At 57.5% G+C, this 16,093-nt stretch carries 13 protein-coding genes and 1 pseudogene; 10 read left to right on the top strand and 4 right to left on the bottom strand.

What is annotated here, in order from left to right:
• Positions 1 to 472: tRNA-guanine transglycosylase (locus VAE57_RS05585; protein WP_322820906.1), on the top strand; the 472-nt coding region annotated here is incomplete at its 5' end.
• A gap of 215 nt (positions 473 to 687) precedes the next feature.
• Positions 688 to 1,247: pseudogene (locus tag VAE57_RS05580) on the top strand (hypothetical protein).
• A gap of 258 nt (positions 1,248 to 1,505) precedes the next feature.
• On the opposite strand, the gene VAE57_RS05570 reads toward VAE57_RS05580, so the two are convergent.
• Both VAE57_RS05570 and VAE57_RS05565 read right to left on the bottom strand, forming a co-directional pair.
• Complete coding sequence (locus tag VAE57_RS05570) at positions 1,506 to 1,982, bottom strand: low molecular weight protein-tyrosine-phosphatase (protein WP_322820903.1); 477 nt, start codon at positions 1,980 to 1,982, stop codon at positions 1,506 to 1,508.
• Between the two features lie 7 nt (positions 1,983 to 1,989).
• Entirely contained in the window at positions 1,990 to 2,901 is a 912-nt protein-coding gene (locus tag VAE57_RS05565; RefSeq protein ID WP_322820902.1) for a metalloenzyme, read from the bottom strand.
• A gap of 916 nt (positions 2,902 to 3,817) precedes the next feature.
• Between VAE57_RS05565 and VAE57_RS05560 the strand changes: the two genes are divergently transcribed.
• The 4 genes from VAE57_RS05560 (at position 3,818) to ilvD (ending at position 9,415) form a co-directional block, all read left to right on the top strand.
• On the top strand, positions 3,818 to 4,987 hold the full coding sequence (locus VAE57_RS05560; RefSeq protein WP_322820901.1) for a 30S ribosomal protein S1: 1,170 nt from the start codon (positions 3,818 to 3,820) through the stop codon (positions 4,985 to 4,987).
• 122 nt (positions 4,988 to 5,109) lie between these two features.
• Positions 5,110 to 6,096 carry an ornithine cyclodeaminase gene (locus tag VAE57_RS05555; RefSeq protein ID WP_322820900.1) on the top strand — a complete coding sequence of 329 codons (987 nt, stop codon included), beginning with the start codon at positions 5,110 to 5,112 and terminating at the stop codon, positions 6,094 to 6,096.
• 118 nt (positions 6,097 to 6,214) lie between these two features.
• The gene (locus VAE57_RS05550) at positions 6,215 to 7,555 is read left to right on the top strand and encodes a UDP-glucose/GDP-mannose dehydrogenase family protein (protein WP_322820899.1); all 1,341 of its coding nucleotides are present in this window, start codon (positions 6,215 to 6,217) and stop codon (positions 7,553 to 7,555) included.
• A 174-nt stretch (positions 7,556 to 7,729) separates the two neighbouring features.
• Positions 7,730 to 9,415: a dihydroxy-acid dehydratase gene (ilvD, locus tag VAE57_RS05545; RefSeq protein WP_322820898.1), complete on the top strand. Its 1,686-nt coding sequence runs from the start codon at positions 7,730 to 7,732 to the stop codon at positions 9,413 to 9,415.
• Positions 9,416 to 9,476: 61 nt separating this feature from the next.
• Here the strand turns inward: ilvD and VAE57_RS05540 are convergent, their stop codons facing one another.
• Positions 9,477 to 10,409 (bottom strand): DUF4938 domain-containing protein, encoded by a 933-nt coding sequence (locus tag VAE57_RS05540; RefSeq protein ID WP_322820897.1) that lies wholly within the window; start codon positions 10,407 to 10,409, stop codon positions 9,477 to 9,479.
• 38 nt (positions 10,410 to 10,447) lie between these two features.
• On the opposite strand from VAE57_RS05540, the gene VAE57_RS05535 reads away from it, so the two are divergent.
• Positions 10,448 to 11,116 (top strand): class I SAM-dependent methyltransferase, encoded by a 669-nt coding sequence (locus VAE57_RS05535; RefSeq protein ID WP_322820896.1) that lies wholly within the window; start codon positions 10,448 to 10,450, stop codon positions 11,114 to 11,116.
• A gap of 133 nt (positions 11,117 to 11,249) precedes the next feature.
• Here VAE57_RS05535 and VAE57_RS05530 read toward each other — a convergent pair whose 3' ends face one another.
• Positions 11,250 to 13,295 (bottom strand): amylo-alpha-1,6-glucosidase, encoded by a 2,046-nt coding sequence (locus VAE57_RS05530; protein WP_416208433.1) that lies wholly within the window; start codon positions 13,293 to 13,295, stop codon positions 11,250 to 11,252.
• Positions 13,296 to 13,352: 57 nt separating this feature from the next.
• Between VAE57_RS05530 and VAE57_RS05525 the strand changes: the two genes are divergently transcribed.
• From VAE57_RS05525 to VAE57_RS05515, 3 genes are all read left to right on the top strand, one after another.
• Positions 13,353 to 14,195: a metallophosphoesterase family protein gene (locus tag VAE57_RS05525; protein WP_322820894.1), complete on the top strand. Its 843-nt coding sequence runs from the start codon at positions 13,353 to 13,355 to the stop codon at positions 14,193 to 14,195.
• Between the two features lie 19 nt (positions 14,196 to 14,214).
• The gene (locus tag VAE57_RS05520; protein WP_322820893.1) at positions 14,215 to 14,544 is read left to right on the top strand and encodes a hypothetical protein; all 330 of its coding nucleotides are present in this window, start codon (positions 14,215 to 14,217) and stop codon (positions 14,542 to 14,544) included.
• Positions 14,545 to 14,755: 211 nt separating this feature from the next.
• Positions 14,756 to 16,093, top strand: a 1,338-nt coding sequence (locus tag VAE57_RS05515; RefSeq protein WP_322820892.1) for an SBBP repeat-containing protein, incomplete at its 3' end; no start/stop codon positions are given.

Genomic DNA, 16,093 nt, shown 5'->3' with positions numbered 1-16,093 from the left:
CGATGCCGAGGGGCAACTTCTCGATGAGGTGTTGGCTTTTACCCATGTACAAATTCCCGCTCGCTTTCCCATGCACGCGCTGGGGGTCGGACACCCGGCCAGTGTAGTGGCCTGTGCCCGGATGAGTTGCGACATCTTCGATAGCGCATTACTGACCCGCGATGCCCGTCAGGGGCGTCTGCTGGCGTTTACGGCTGATTCGCAGCGACCGGGCTTCCAATTGCGCGGTGATTGGTTTACCTATGTCTATCTGGCCGACCGCAAGCATGTGAAAGCTGATACACCAATCTCGCCGGGATGCCAGTGCTTTACCTGTAGCCGGTATAGTCTGGGGTATCTGCATCATCTGCACAAACTGGGTGAGCCGCTGGTCTTGCGATTGGCAACCATCCACAATCTACACTTCATAGCGCAATTGATGGAGTTGATCAGGTATGAGCTGAGAGGATCGCAAGCTAATGGCCAATCGTGAGACGCAACTGGACGAATTGGTAGCAGCGGTTCAAATCAGCACACATTACCGCACGATTGATCGGCAACTGGTCGAGTGTGTTGGGCACGAAGCACTGTCTCGTTATCCGTCACTGAAAGCTACGATCAAGGCTACCAAGAGAGATGATCGGTGCCTATACCGAACGAACCTCACTGTATGAGCAGTAGCTCACCGAGTTGCAACAGGCACCGGATGTGGCTTCACGCAAGGCCATCTGTCAACGGCTGCTGGCCTCGCATGCCTCAATCCGTGAGCGTCTGGCAGTGCTTAATCGGCTTTACCCTGCCTGTCTCGGTGATCAACCGCCGCAGCGTATCCTTGATTTGGGATGCGGTTTCAATCCGTTAGCGGTGCCCTGGATGAACTTGCCTGCTACTACATGTTATGCTGCTTATGACATTAATACTGCCCTGTGTGCATTTGTAGGCGCAGTACTGCCGTTGCTGGGTGTGCAGGGTACCGCCGATGTTTGCGATCTGGTGACAGGGCCGCCGCCAGTTGCCGCAGACGTTGCGCTGGTACTGAAAGTAATTCCCTTGCTGGAACAACAACACGCGGCGCTAGTGCCAATCTGTTACGCGCTATTCGGGCACCGCACCTGGTAGTGCCCTTTCCGACGCGCAGTCTGGGTGGGCGGAATGTAGGGATGCTCGAAACGTACCGCCGCTATATGACAACGCTTGTCGCGACGGAAGGCTGGGTACCGCACGAGATGGTCTTACCCGGTGAGCTGGTCTTTATTATTCGTCGCTAATTTGTTATCAGTCTTCGCTTTCCCGGATGCAGATAACGGCGCCATCATGCGCTGGATTTGGTTGCCTTGCCCGCTCGTCATGCGCGTGTCGCCAGTTTGGAGTGCGGCAGCCATGCTGCCGCAAGCAGCCGTGCTCACGATCCGGCGCGTGACACGCCGCTGACCTTGCCGGTCACGGATGCGACGTATGTTCTCGCCACGATACCAGGCTTGTCGATGATTTGAGATTACTCCAAAGTTACGCAGCATTCTCCCCGATCACAAACCTTCTCGTTCCCGGATGTGGGCCAGTAGTCGCCGACAGGCTGTCTCGATCAAATGGTAGACCTCATCGAAGCGGCCGTTGTAGTAAGGATCAGGTACTTCCGCTGTTCCCAATTCTGGCGCAAAACTCAACAAAAGCCGGGCGCGTTCACGGGCTTTCGGATGAAAATGTCGCAGGTCGGCCAGATTCTCGTGATCCATCACCAGGATGTAGTCGAACTGGTCGATATCGCTACTGCGTACCTGCCGTGCCCGCATACCGGCAGTCGAGATGTTGTGACGTGCCAGCACACGTTGAGTGCCAGGGTGTGGTGGTTCTCCCACGTGCCAGCCGCCGGTCCCGGCCGAGTCAATCTCGAAGTGCTCGCTCAAGCCGGCTTCGTTGACCAGATGGCGAAAAACCGCCTCGGCCATTGGTGAACGACAGATATTCCCCATACAGACGAACAACACACGTATTTTACGGTGCATAGTCTCCTCACAGCATACCGGCAGCCAATGCATGCAGAATCGCATCGGCCACCTCATCGATTCGACGCACATGCCGGAAATAGCCGGCGTGTGGCCCAACCACCAGCAGCGGTGTTGGTGCGGTCGTATGAGTGGTGGTTGCTGCCTGTTCGATATTGCCATGGTCTGACGTAATCAGCAAACTGTCTTCAGGGCGACGGGAGTGCAGCCAGCCTGCGATCAGACCATCAATCCGGGTCAGTGCCTCACCTACCCCGTGCTCACCCAGGCGACCATGCCCGGCAAGGTCGGGCAGAAAACTCTCGAAGAAGACCAGGTCGTACTCATGGGCAAGCCCGGCCAGCCGCTCACCTGCCAGGTGTGGATCAATGAATGGTATCGCTGCGGCAGCCGGATCGCGTGCTGCCAGCCGGTCGCCGCTAATATCCCAACTGAGTGCTCGTCCATCCCGCAAATCATTGAGATTGCGCAAATACAGCCCGGCCCCTTCGGCGGCAATCACACTCGCCGAACGGCGGAGCCGGCGAGTTGCCAGTGCCTGCCAGTAACCGGCAGTAAAAACATTGGCAAATGCAACCCGCCAGCCCTGTTCCAGTGCCCGGCGAAACAGCGAGCGTTCGGCAAGTAGCGGACGCAGGGCAACGGGTGGAAAGTGGGGCTGGTGGCGACCGTGAATAGCCGGTGCATTGACGCCGGCCAGTAAGGCGACATGATTGGTACCACTCTGTGGCAATCCTTCTACCCCCAGACATGCGTCAAGCGCACTCAATAACAGCCCATCACGGTAGCCAATCTGTTCGCTGGTGAGTGGACCTCCCAACAGATGGTGGATGGCCGGCATTGGTACCGTTGCCAGTGGGTTGTCGGTTGTTGCAGGAGCCAGTCCGATGCCGTCGAGAAAGACGAATGTAATAGCCATTGGTAGGAAATAGGAAGTAGAAAATAGGAAATGGAACTAGGGGAAGTATATCATATTGAGGAGGAGAGAGCTTCAACAGCGAGCTGTGATGAGAGCCATCATCCACGTGCGACACGTTTGGCGGGCATTAGCCATGTTTTCGCCCAGCTCACGCTTCGGAATAGACGCGCGTAGTCTGCCACTGCGCTGGTCGCCGTGATTGCGAGGCTCTTGTCAGGGCGACAGCACGTGCTGCATGCCAGCCCGTGCCTGTGCCATCATCCACGTGTGGTCTGTCTGGAGTGCGGCAGTCGTGTTTTCGCCCAGCCTATGTTTCGGAACAGAGGCGCATGGTCTGCCACCGCGCTGGTCGCCGTGATTGCGAGGCTCTTGTCAGGGCGACAGCACGTGCTGCATGCCAGCCCGTGTCTGCGCCATCATCCACGTGTGACCCGTTTGGTATGCGGCAGCCACGCTGCCACAAGCGCCCGTGCTTTGTGCCGAACGTAAGCGATTTGTGAACACCCTGTTCAGCGGTACGTCGGGCAATCTTATGTGCCGATACAGGGTATTACCGATTGTTGTGATGAATTGAACTCGGTAATGGTGCACTGGACAGTTATCCTGTTTGCACCTCGCGACAAACGCAAATGCGCCGTTTGTGAAAATGTTGACAGGTTCATCATCATCACCTATAATTACCGGCATTGTAAAACATGTCTCGACTTCCGCGACGGTCGAACTCCACAGACTGGAACGGTTACGACGGCCTTGGAGCACTTGCCAGCAAGCGGAGCCGGCGGCTCACGCCAGTATAGCAACATGCATAAAGCATTTGCGCGACTGACGTGCGCCACTGCACCAATTGGTTCGCGATCTTTTTACGCCCAGGCGGAAGGTAGAGACAAATCAAATCTCTTTGAGGAGGCTTTGTAGCATGTCTGTCCAGCCCGACCCTGTAACCCAGCAGAATGAGGAAAATCTGGATTGGACCCAATTGCTTGATGAGTATGATTATGCCCGTCCCCAGCGTGGCGAGCTGCGTGAGGGTCTGATCATGCACATCGAAGAGAGTGGTGTTCTGGTCTCGATTGGCACTAAGCGCGAAGGTATTATTCCGGCTCAGGATTTGCGCCAGATGGGCGAAGATTTTATCAATTCGCTGAAGGTTGGCGATACGGTTCAGGTGTATGTACAGGAGCCGGAAAATCGCGACGGTGATCTGATCCTCTCGCTCTCGATGGTGCAGGTGGCGAAGGACTGGGAGGTTGCCGAGCAACTCTTCCACGATGGCGGTATCACTCGTTGCAAGGTGATTGGCTTTAACAAAGGCGGCTTGCTGGTGCAATTTAATCGGATTCGTGGCTTTGTGCCGTCATCGCAAGTTGCCCAGTTGCACGGGCGAACCGCTGCTGATGAACGCCAGCAGGCCCTGCAGAAGATGGTCAATCAAGAAATTCCATTGAAGGTTATTGAGGTTGATCGCGAACGCAATCGGTTGGTGCTCTCTGAGCGGGCAGCGACGCAAGAGTGGCGTAAGGCGCAGAAGCATCGCCTGCTGACCGAGTTGCAGCCCGGCGATGTCCTGGTTGGTCGCGTCAATCAGCTTACCAATTTTGGCGCATTTATCGATCTGGGTGGGGCTGATGGTCTGGCCCATATCTCTGAGCTGAGCTGGCAGCGGGTGAATCATCCACGTGAAGTTCTGCAACCCGGCCAGGAAGTCAAGGTTGTGGTCGTCGAGATTGATCGTGAGCGCGAGCGCATCGGTCTCTCGATCCGGCAGTTGCAGAATAATCCCTGGGAGACGATTGACCAGCGTTATACGCTCGGCCAGTTGGTGACCGGCCCGGTAACCAATGTGACACCGTTCGGGGCGTTTGTCCAGGTGGAAGAGGCTGTTGAAGGGTTGATCCATGCCAGTGAGCTTGATGCTGACCCCCAGGCTCAGCCACGCGATATTCTGCAGCCAGGTCAGATCGTAACTGCGCGCGTGATTAGCCTCGACCGTCAGCGCCAGCGCATGGGTTTGTCGTTGCGCCGGATTGGTGAGAATGAGCCTGCTCCAACCGCTGCTGATGAGGCTGATCAGCCGGCCCAGGCGTAATGTGTTTATAACATTGTCGCTCGCCCTGTAATCCTGAGAACCGGCATGGAAATGTATCCGTGCCGGTTTTGTCGTATGATAAGTGCGTGACGTGTTTTGCCGGCACGATGGAGGAGGGATGAATGCGTTTTCTTTCAGCAGCCGACATTGCGCAGGCAGTGCCAATGTCAGCCGCGATTGATGCAGTTGCGCAGGCGTTTGGTATGCTGGCACGCGGTGAGGCTGATATTCCGTTACGAACGGCAATTACAACCCCGGAACAGGCAGCGACGACCTTCTTTATGCCGGGTCGTCTCGGTGGTGAAACCCCTGCACTTGGTATTAAGACTGTTTCAGTCTTCCCCCATAATGTCTACCGTGCGGAACCAACAATTTACGCGCTGGTGACCCTCTTTGATCCGGCCAGTGGTCGCCCAATTGCGGTCCTTGACGGTACCTACCTTACGGCACTACGTACCGGTGCTGCGTCGGGGGTGGCGACCCGCCTGCTGGCACGTGAGGATGTTCGCACCCTGGTGGTGTTCGGTGCCGGCGCTCAGGCATTACCGCAGCTTCAAGCAGTGCTGACGGTACGACCATCAATCAATAATGTCTGGATCGTGAACCGTACTCGTGATCGGGCGACATTACTGGCAGCACGCTTACGTGGTGAAGGTTTTCGTGGCGATATTCGCATCGCTACCGATCCGACAATGCCGCTGGCCGAAGCCGATGTGGTCTGTACTGCGACGAGTAGCCCCAACCCTCTCTTTGCCGCCGATCTGATCCGCCCTGGAACGCATATCAATGCGGTTGGCGCTTATCGCCCTGACATGGCCGAGCTTCCCGCCGACCTGGTTGCCCGCAGTCGGGTTGTGGTTGATCAGCGTCACGCAGCCTGGAGCGAGGCCGGCGATTTGATTCAGGCTCGTGCTGCCGGTCTGATCGATGAGCAGCACGTGATCGCTGAACTGGGCGATCTTGTCAATGGTACCGTACAGGTCCGAACGACTGCTGATCAGATCACCCTCTTCAAGTCAGTCGGTAATGCGGTACAAGACCTGGCCGTGGCCTCATTAGCTCTGGCCCAGGCGACCGCACTGGGACTCGGCGTTGAAGTGACAATCTGAGCTTTTGTCATCGGGTGAACGAGCATTATTCATCAAAATGTCACGCCGATTCCGTACAACCATCATGACAATTGTGATGGATAATGCTTCATTGAAGGCAACATAAGGAGACACAAACGTGAAAAACATCTGTGTGGTAGGTACAGGCTATGTTGGACTGACGACCGGTGTCTGTTTTGCCGATCTCGGTCATTCTGTTACCTGTATCGAGATTGATTTGCACAAACTGGAACTACTCCGCAGCGGTAAATCCCCCATCTTCGAGCCTGGTCTGGAAGAGTTGCAAGAGCGCAACATGCGTGCCGGTCGCTTGCGCTTTACCGATGATTATGCCGTCGGCATCCCCGATGCTGAGTTTATCTTCATCACAGTCGGTACCCCCATGGGCGAAGACGGCTCAGCTGATCTGACGTATGTTAAGGCCGCAGCGTGTAGTATTGGTCAATATTTGCGTTCAGGTTCAATCATTATCGACAAGAGTACCGTGCCGGTAGGCACCGGTGATATGGTCGAAAACATCATCGCCGAGCACGCCGGACCTGATGTGAAGTTTGATGTTGTGTCGAACCCGGAGTTCTTGCGTGAGGGGAGTGCGCTCAGCGATTTCTTCAAGCCTGACCGCATTGTCCTCGGTGCGAAGAATCGCGAGGCGGCACAACGGGTGGCTGCCCTACACGAAACATTGGGGGCGCCGATTATCATCACCGATCTGCGTACAGCCGAAATGATTAAATATGCATCCAATGCCTTTCTGGCTACCCGTATTTCGTTCATCAATGAAATTGCGCAAATCTGCGAGCGTCTGGGCGCTGATGTGCGTGAAGTTGCCCGCGGTATGGGCGCCGACAAACGCATTGGCCCGCACTTTCTGGAAGCCGGCGTTGGCTACGGTGGCTCCTGTTTCCCGAAAGACGTACTGGCGCTGTACCATATGGCCGCCTCTGCCGGTTGCCACCCGCAGTTGCTTCAGGCAGTGATGGACATCAATAGCGATGCGCGCAAGCGGTTTGTGAAGAAGGTCGAAACGGTTCTGGGCGATCTCGAAGGCCGTGTCATCGGGGTGCTGGGTCTGTCATTTAAGCCCAATACCGACGATATGCGTGAGGCACCGAGCGTCGACATTATCAATTCCCTCCTGAAGAAGGGGGCCAGGGTCAAGGCGTATGACCCGGTGGCGATGGCGCGTGCTGAAGAGCTGTTGCCAACAGTAACCTTTACCGCGACGGCGTATGATGTGGCGAAAGATGCCGATGCGTTACTGCTGGTGACTGAGTGGAATGAGTTCAAGCAGTTGGACTGGCAACGCATCAAGCGTTATATGCGCCAGCCGGTCGTAATCGATGGCCGTAATCTCTACGATCCGCGTGAGATGCGCAATTTGGGCTTCACCTATTGGGGGGTTGGTCGCGGTGAAGCACCGGTGCCGATTATGGAAGAAGCGCAGAATACCGGCGATTAGGCGATAGCAAACGTTGCTGAAGTGATACGCTCCTTGCTAAAAGTAAGCTTTTTTCACTGATGGGAAAGAGTGGCAGTATTATGCCACTCTTTTTGCTTTACCGGCAGCACCGCCTAAAAATAGCGGTACAATAGGCCATGTATCTTGTGGTTCAGATGTGTGAGGAGGCTCATAATGAGCGATAATCGCCGCAGTCGCATGATCACCGAAGGGCCGCAGCGCTCGCCGAATCGGGCGATGTTACGCGCTGTGGGGTTTGTCGACAACGACTTCACCAAGCCGATTGTGGGAGTGGCCAATGGCCATAGTACGCTGACACCCTGTAACGCTGGGTTGGGTGCGCTGGCTGCCCGAGCTGAAGAGGCTATTCGGGCTGCCGGTGGTATGCCGCAAATCTTCGGTACCATTACCGTCAGTGATGGTATTTCGATGGGTACCGAGGGTATGAAGTATTCGCTGGTCAGCCGGGAAGTGATTGCCGATTCAATTGAAACGGTTGTCAATGCTCAGCGCATGGACGGCATTCTGGCGGTGGGTGGTTGTGACAAGAATATGCCGGGTGCGTTGATTGCTATGGCGCGGCTTGATATTCCGGCCATCTTTGTGTACGGTGGGACGATTAAGCCCGGCCATTATAAGGAGCGAGACCTGACGATTGTCAGCGCTTTTGAAGCAGTCGGTGAATACAGTGCTGGTCGCATCGATGAGCATGAGTTGCTTGAGATTGAGCGTCATGCCTGTCCTGGCGCCGGCTCATGTGGCGGGATGTACACTGCCAATACGATGTCGTCGGCAATTGAAGCCCTCGGTTTGAGTCTGCCCGGCTCTTCCACGATGGCTGCCGAAGATGAAGAAAAGGCATTGAGCGCGGCGCGATCTGGTGAGGTGTTGGTTGAGGCGATTCGTGCCAATCGCACTGCTCGCCAGATGCTGACCCGCAAGTCGTTCGAGAATGCGATTGCGGTAGTGATGGCGCTCGGTGGTTCAACCAACGCGGTCTTGCATTTGCTGGCGATTGCGCATGCCGCCGATGTCCCGCTCACAATTGATGATTTCGAGACGATTCGTCAGCGGGTACCGGTGCTTTGCGACCTGAAGCCCTCTGGCCGCTACGTGGCGACCGATCTACACCGGGTCGGTGGGGTACCGCAGGTGATGAAGATACTGTTGAATGCCGGTTTGCTACACGGCGATTGTATGACCATCACCGGACAGACGATTGCTGAGACCCTGGCCGATGTGCCTGATGAACCTCCGGCCAATCAGGACGTCATTCGTCCGTTTAGTCAACCAATCTATCCTCAAGGGCATCTGGCTATTCTGCGCGGCAATCTGGCCGAAGAGGGTTGTGTTGCCAAGATCACCGGTATCAAGCAACGCCGGATTACCGGCCCTGCTCGGGTCTTTGATGCTGAAGAGGAGTGCCTGGAGGCCATTCTGAGCGGGAAGATTAAGGCTGGTGATGTGGTGGTCATCCGCTACGAAGGGCCAAAAGGTGGCCCTGGTATGCGTGAAATGCTGGCACCGACGTCGGCTATTATCGGTGCTGGTTTGGGTGACAGCGTGGGGCTGATTACCGATGGTCGCTTTTCCGGTGGCACCTACGGCCTGGTCGTTGGCCATGTCGCCCCGGAGGCCGCTGTCGGTGGTACGATTGCGTTGGTGGAAGAGGGCGACAGTATTACGATTGATGCTGATGCCCGTCTGCTGCAATTGAATGTCTCTGATGAAGAACTGGCACGGCGGCGGGCTGCCTGGCAGCCGCGTCCACCACGTTACACCCGTGGTGTTCTGGCTAAATATGCCCGTCTGGTGTCGTCGGCAAGTCTGGGGGCGGTAACCGACCGGTTTAGCGAGTAGTTGGGCACGATTGCGGCAGAGAACAGTACCTCTGCCGCAATAGCTTCATTGTTCATAGCTGTCATTCCTTGACCGGTGTCCAACCGATCACACCGTTTGGTGCGTAGCTCAGCAAGGGGTGCAGCGCTGGATCGGTGAGGTTTATCAGGGTTGGAGCAACGCTGCACAGCATGGGTAGGCCGAGTGCGCGCAGCCATTCATCATCATCGGCGGCAGTTGGTGGTCGTGAACCCGCCCGATCGGTGATGATCGCCAGGTCGCAACGGTCGAACGGCAACCCTTCCCGGATCAGGCTGTCGGTATCGAAGCCGACAATTAGGGCAGTGCAGGCAGGATCGGCCAATGCTGTGATGACTGATGCTCGATTGGCATGGTCGAGGATAACACCTTGGTAGCGAGCAGACTGTTCGGCGATAGCCTGTTGGCGGTAGCGCTCACCGGTAACTGCGATGATCGGTATTCGACCAAGACGTGACCACGGCGGTTGCAGATCGGGCGCTGCGCGTAGATCGGCAGGAGCGACAAGCCAGCCCCGCTCACCCTGCCCGATCAGCAGCCTGCCATCGTCCAGGATCGTCGTCGGGATGTCGCGGTGGCGGGCGTTGGCAATCAATTGCAGCGCCGCCACCGGTAATGCCTGCGCCTGACGGCGGTCACGTAGTGCCAGTAACGGTTCATCGGGGTCCCAGGTCTCATCATGGCCGAGTTCGGCATTAATCCCGTCGACCACATACCGACAGAGTTCGGCACCAATCGCCGGCTCAGGCGTCGTGAAGAACGTACTCATCAGTATATCGTCGTTGTCAGGTTTGGCCTCAACGTGAAGCTGCGCAATCACCAACCCAATCGCTAATGCGCCACCCTTGAGTGCCGTGCGTAGCCGATCACTGTAATCGGCGGTGGCGCCGATGCGGAGCACAACACCGGGTTGCGGACGATAGATGTTAGGGCCGTACAAGGCAGCCAGATGACGTATTCTGAGCGCTTGGGTCATAAAACTATCCCGGATAGTGTTTCAACTGACTACCTGCAATGATAACACGTCTCCACGAGCCATACCTCGCACTGCTTCGGCAGGCAATGCTGGCAGCTACACCACCTGGATCACGAGTCGCCCTTGATGTAGGGTGTGGTGATGGCTCAAAGACACGCTGGTTGCGTGCGTGCAGTGCCTCTGACGCGCTCATCGTGGGGGTAGATCGCGACGGGTCTGTCTTGCGTGCTGCTGACGACATAATGTTCATCGTAGGCGATGCCACCCATCTCCCGCTCCGTGATGCGTGTATTGATCTGGTCTGGTGTATTGCTGCGCTCAACCTCTTCCCACATCGACACCTTGCGCTACGCGAAATGTGGCGTGTGCTGTGTCATGGGGGAACGCTGGTTATTGCGAGTGCCGGTGAATACTGGGTGCGGCTGCGCAACCATCCAGCGCCGCTCATCGCTGCGCTACCCGACACGCCATTGCCACTCCCGCCCGCCGACGGCCTCGATGAAGAGTGGTCGCTCCTGATGGCGGCTGCTGGTTTTCGACCACATCGGACACAGGCGTATCTTCTGAATGGTGGCAGACTGGCGCAGGTTGCATTAATCGATAGTGAGGCACTGACATCGCACCTTTCGCTTTCCCCGTGTGCCAGTCCGGTTGCCGATCCCGAACCGCACCACCTCCTGGTTGTGACGAGCGGCTGGAAGGTGTGAGCGTGGTCTACATCCAGACAGTCTGCTAACTGCCTGGTGCAATCATCGACTGGATTGGTTGCCTTGCCCGCTCGTCATACCCGTGGCGCGGAGTTTGGCGTGCGGCAGCCATGCTGCCGCACCTCCTTTCCTATTACCTCTCTTCTCCCCTCTCTTTCACCCCCTGTTTCCTGTTTCCTCTCTTCTCACCCCTATTTTCTACCTCATACCATATCCGCAGCACTTCCGCTACACTCCACGCCTGGGCAAAACAGCCACGTGGTTGGTGTGGCGGATCACCGTCGAAAATTTCACTGATCGTCCCGACACAGCCATCGGCGAGGTGATCGATTAGCGGCAAGAGAAGGCGGCGTGTGGCGTCGCGGTCGCGAGTGATACGATACCATGCGCTGGCAAAGGGGCCAATCAGCCAGGCCCAAACCGTGCCCTGATGATAGGTGGCGTCACGTGCCAGCAGCGAACCGGCGTAGCGCGGTGCGTAATCGGGATGATCTGGCGTCAGAGTGCGCAAACCAACGCCGGTCAGGAGCGAGCGAGCACATGCCTGTACCACAGCTTCCTGCCGCTGGCGGTCGAGCGGACTGTAAGGCAGACTCACCGCAATGATCTGATTAGGTCGAAGTGTGGGGTCTACCCCATCGGGGCCATCAATCACATCGAAGAGATAGTGGCCGTCGGCATACCAGAAACGATTGAATCCGGCTCTTGTTGCTGCGGCCATCGTCGTGTATTGCTCGTCGGCTTTACCGAGATGTCTGGCAAACGCAGCCATACTTTGCAAGGCGTTGTACCACAGTGCATTAATCTCAACCGGCTTACCACTACGCGGTGTCACTACCCAATCGCGAACCCGTACATCCATCCAGGTGAGCTGGGTTGTCGCAGTGCCGGCCCACAGCAAGCCATCACCGCGATCCAACCCTATTCCGTCACGGGTGCCACGGATATGCCAATCGATAATCTCCTCCAACAGCGGGAAGAGTTCGGCGATCAGATCATCATCGCCGAAGGCAGCGTGATGGGCACGAATCGCCTCGAAAAACCAGAGCGTTGCATCGGCAGTATTGTACTCAGGGGCGACGCCTTCATCGGGAAATCGGTTGGGGAGCATACCTTGATCAACAAAACGGGCGAAGGTGCGCAGCACGGCTGCCGCGACTTCTGGCCGTCGCGTCGGGATCGTTAAACCGGGCAGGCTGATCATCGTATCGCGTCCCCAATCGGTAAACCAGGGATAACCGGCGATGATTGTCCGTCCGCGCAGACCGGTGTCGAGTGGCCGGTCAACAATAAACTGGTCGGTAGCCAGCGCAAGCTGGTGAACCACCGGATCGTCAGTCCACTCGATCTGGCTGAGCAGCTCCGCTTCGTAACGGGCACGTTCGCTCCACGCTGCATCGGCATCAAGTGTGGCAGTTTGTTCAGTGGTAGCAACCACCAGGAGCGACTCGCCGGCGCTCAACGTCACCGTAAGCCGACCCACCCGACGCAGATTGTCGGTAGCCGGTTGGCCACGTTCATCTTCTACTGCGAGGTACAGATCGGTCAGCCATCCACCGAGCGGTTTCCATAGCGCTCGATCACAGAGCAGACGTAAACTATGTCCACCAATCATTGGCCCAATCCGGAGACCGTTGTTGATCGTCTCGATCTGAAGCGCTATTTCACCGACCTGCGCCACAGTGTGATGATCGCGTGCTGTCGCCAGTGCATCAAGGCGTATCGTCAGTGGTGCCGAGGCGCGTTGCACAGTGTAGCGAATGAGGGTGGTATTGGCCCCTGGCGCCATCCAGACTCGTCGTTCAAGCAGGGCATCGGCCAGCGCATATTCCCACACCGGCGTCGTACCGTCGCGCCACCAGCGTTCGAGCCAGCGACAGGCACGCGCCGGCTCACCCTGCCGACGATGGGTTGTCAAATCGAAATGGTGGCCCAGATATGACACATATGCATCGAGAGCGGCAAGCGTAAGGACACGGCCCAGCGGTGGTTCGAGTGCAGCAATCAGCAACCCGTGGTAGCTTCGCGTTAATGTGCCGGCGATGGTACCGGCTGCATAACCGCCAATGCCGTTCGTCACCAGCCACTCGCGGCTGGTAGCAATCATCGGTTCTGTACAGAGAGCGCGTCCAAACGTAAACACAATAGGTACTCCTGTGTACGATGCTTCCTCTTCCATGGTACACTACCTGATGGTGACGATAGGTGTACAAGCGCAAAAGGGAACCCGAAAACGATGAAAGTAGCTGTTCTGGCCGATATTCACGCCAACCTGGCTGCCTTCACTGCTGTTATTGCTGATATTGACCGGTGGCAACCTGATGCGGTGATTATTGCCGGTGACATTATTAATCGTGGCCCCAACCCGCGTCCGTGCCTTGAACTGGCTCTGCGCCTGCGTGCCGAGCGGGGGTGGTATGTGCTGCGGGGGAATCACGAGGGCTACGTGTTGAATTACGATCACGACCTGCGCACAGGTCATCCGCCACAGGGTGGGCGGCGTGCGCTGTTGGGGCCGATCATCTGGACCCATCACGAAGTTGTCGATCTGCTGCCTGCTGTAGCAGCACTACCGACCAATCTTGCACTGACAAGTCGTGAGGGTGTGGTTATGGCTTACCACGGTTCAATCCATCATGATCGTGATGGCCTATTACCAACCCACGACCAGCACGAGCTGCAATCGCGTATTGATCCGCACGCAGCAGTCTTCTGTACCGCTCATACGCATATGCCATTCACCCGCCGGGTTGGCAAGACACTGGTTGTTAATGTCGGATCGGTAGGCTTGCCCTTCGATGGCGATTGGCGGGCTGCCTATGCCCGGTTGACGCTGGATCAGGACGGCTGGCAGGCAGAGATTGTCCGTGTGGCTTACGATCAAGCTGCCACGCTACGGGCGGCGCGAGAGCTGATGCTACCGGCCGGTGGGCCAATTGCCCACATTATGCTGCGCGAACTAGAGACAGCCCGCTCCCTGCTCTTCGATTTCGTGCCGGTCTACAACGAACCGGTGATCGCTGGCGTTATCAGTCTGGATGAAGCCGTACACCGCTTCTTAGCCGAACAGGCGGCGTAATACAGGAAGGAACGTGCCCGTGATTCAGGTTGTCCGCTACGACCGTGCGCCCGAACCACGTGCGGCAGTGATTGCCGCCGATATGGAAGCCTGGTTGGCCCAGGAGGGTTACGAACGCTTCTCAACCTTCGTGGTTCAGGCGGCCGGCCAATCAATGACCATCGAGGTCTTTCGTCGTGAAGGCAGTGACCCCTTTGCCCTCTACCATCCGGCATTTGCTCCTGGTGGTCTGCGTCCAACCCTCTACCTGTTGCCCAACGTCGATGCGATGGACGAATTGCTTCAGCGTGCCCAGCAGATGGTCGCGACCCTGATGACCATTGCGGCGCAGCGGGGTGGCGGGTCGTAACTTGTGCAACCTGCGCCGAACTGCGTACCCTGTTCACAGAACACGGATGCACGCGGATGTCCACGGGTTTCCTATCCACGCTAATCTGTAACGCACATAGTTCGTTCCCATTATGCACGCATCAAGGGTTGATTTTGTGGATGGGCTTTACTATAATGATAGGCAATGTTTCTGACTACAATTTAGCTTGTTATCGACCTGGAGGCATTGCATGACCAGCATCCCTCTACCACGTCCCGCATCGCTGCTACCGCTGCCGCGTCCACTGGCGATGCTCCTCACGATCTACCTGATGCTAACCCTCCTTCTTGTAACAGTTCAACCGCTTGTTATTACCCTGCCGCCAGCGCAACCACCAGCACCCACGCCGGCCTTGCCCTACGCCCGCGCCGACAGCAACGTGTTTATCGAAAATCGGGGGCAGTTCGACCCTGGCTTTGTGGCGATGCTGCTGGGCCAGGAAGCCCGGCTGGCGGTGGGGCAGGACGGGCGCTTGCACCTGCACGTGGACGGGGCACCGCCGCTGACCCTGACCTTCACCGCTGCCGGCGTGACCACTGCGCCCGCCGTGAGCCTGCACGGGCCACTGGCAACCACCATCTCATTCCTGACCGGGAATGACCCCAGTCGCTGGCAGGCGAACGTGCCGGTGTGGGAAGCGGTGCGGCTGGCGCTGGCCCCTGGAGTGACGCTGGAGCTGACGGTAATTGAGGAACGGTTGCGGTTACGTGCCCGCACCGCCGACCCGACGCTGCTCAACCGCGTGCAGATGCAGGTCAGCGGTGGCGAGATCATCGGGGTGGTGGACGGTGAACTGGAGGTGCAGGCTGGCGACCGCCGCCTGCGTTTGCCGCTGCTGGAAGCAGTCACGCCTGCCGGCATTCCCCATCAGCAGCGCTTCACGCCGGCTATTGTGTCGGATGGCGTGGTACGGGCACCGGTTGGCGCACCGGAAGGGATGGGCATTGCCGGTCAGGCCACCCCCACGCAGACCAGCGCAGCGATGCTGCTGGGAGCGAGTACGTTTATGGGGGGGCCGAGCGGTGATGATTCCGCTGCTGCAATCGTTGTCGACGGACAGGGTGCTGTGTACGTAGTTGGGGATACTGATGCTCCCAACTTCCCCAGTACGGCGGGGACGTATGATGGGTCGTTCAATGGTGCCGACGTGTTCGTGAGCAAGCTGAACGGCGACCTGAGCAGCCTGCTCGCCAGTACCTTCCTCGGCGGGAGTAATCATGACTCTGCCCATGCCCTGGCGCTGGACGGGCAGGGCAATGTCTATGTGGCGGGGGGGACTACTTCCGCAAACTTCCCCACCACGGTGGGGGCGTCTGATGGGTCGTACAATGGTGGTTACTGTGATGCGTTCGTGAGCAGGCTGAGCGGCGACCTGAGCAGCCTGCTCGCCAGCACCTTCCTCGGCGGAAGCGGTGGGGCTGGAGGTGACCGGGTGGCATCTGTAGTCACCGGCAATCAGGACACCGTGTACGTGGCAGGAGCTACTGCGTCGTTTAGCTTCCCCACCACGGCGGGGGCGTCTGATGGG

The sequence above is a fragment of the Chloroflexus sp. genome (genome assembly GCF_034434295.1).
Lineage (GTDB): Bacteria > Chloroflexota > Chloroflexia > Chloroflexales > Chloroflexaceae > Chloroflexus.
The sequence above is the reverse complement of the archived record's forward strand: the minus strand, read 5'-3'. Positions and strand labels throughout refer to the sequence as shown.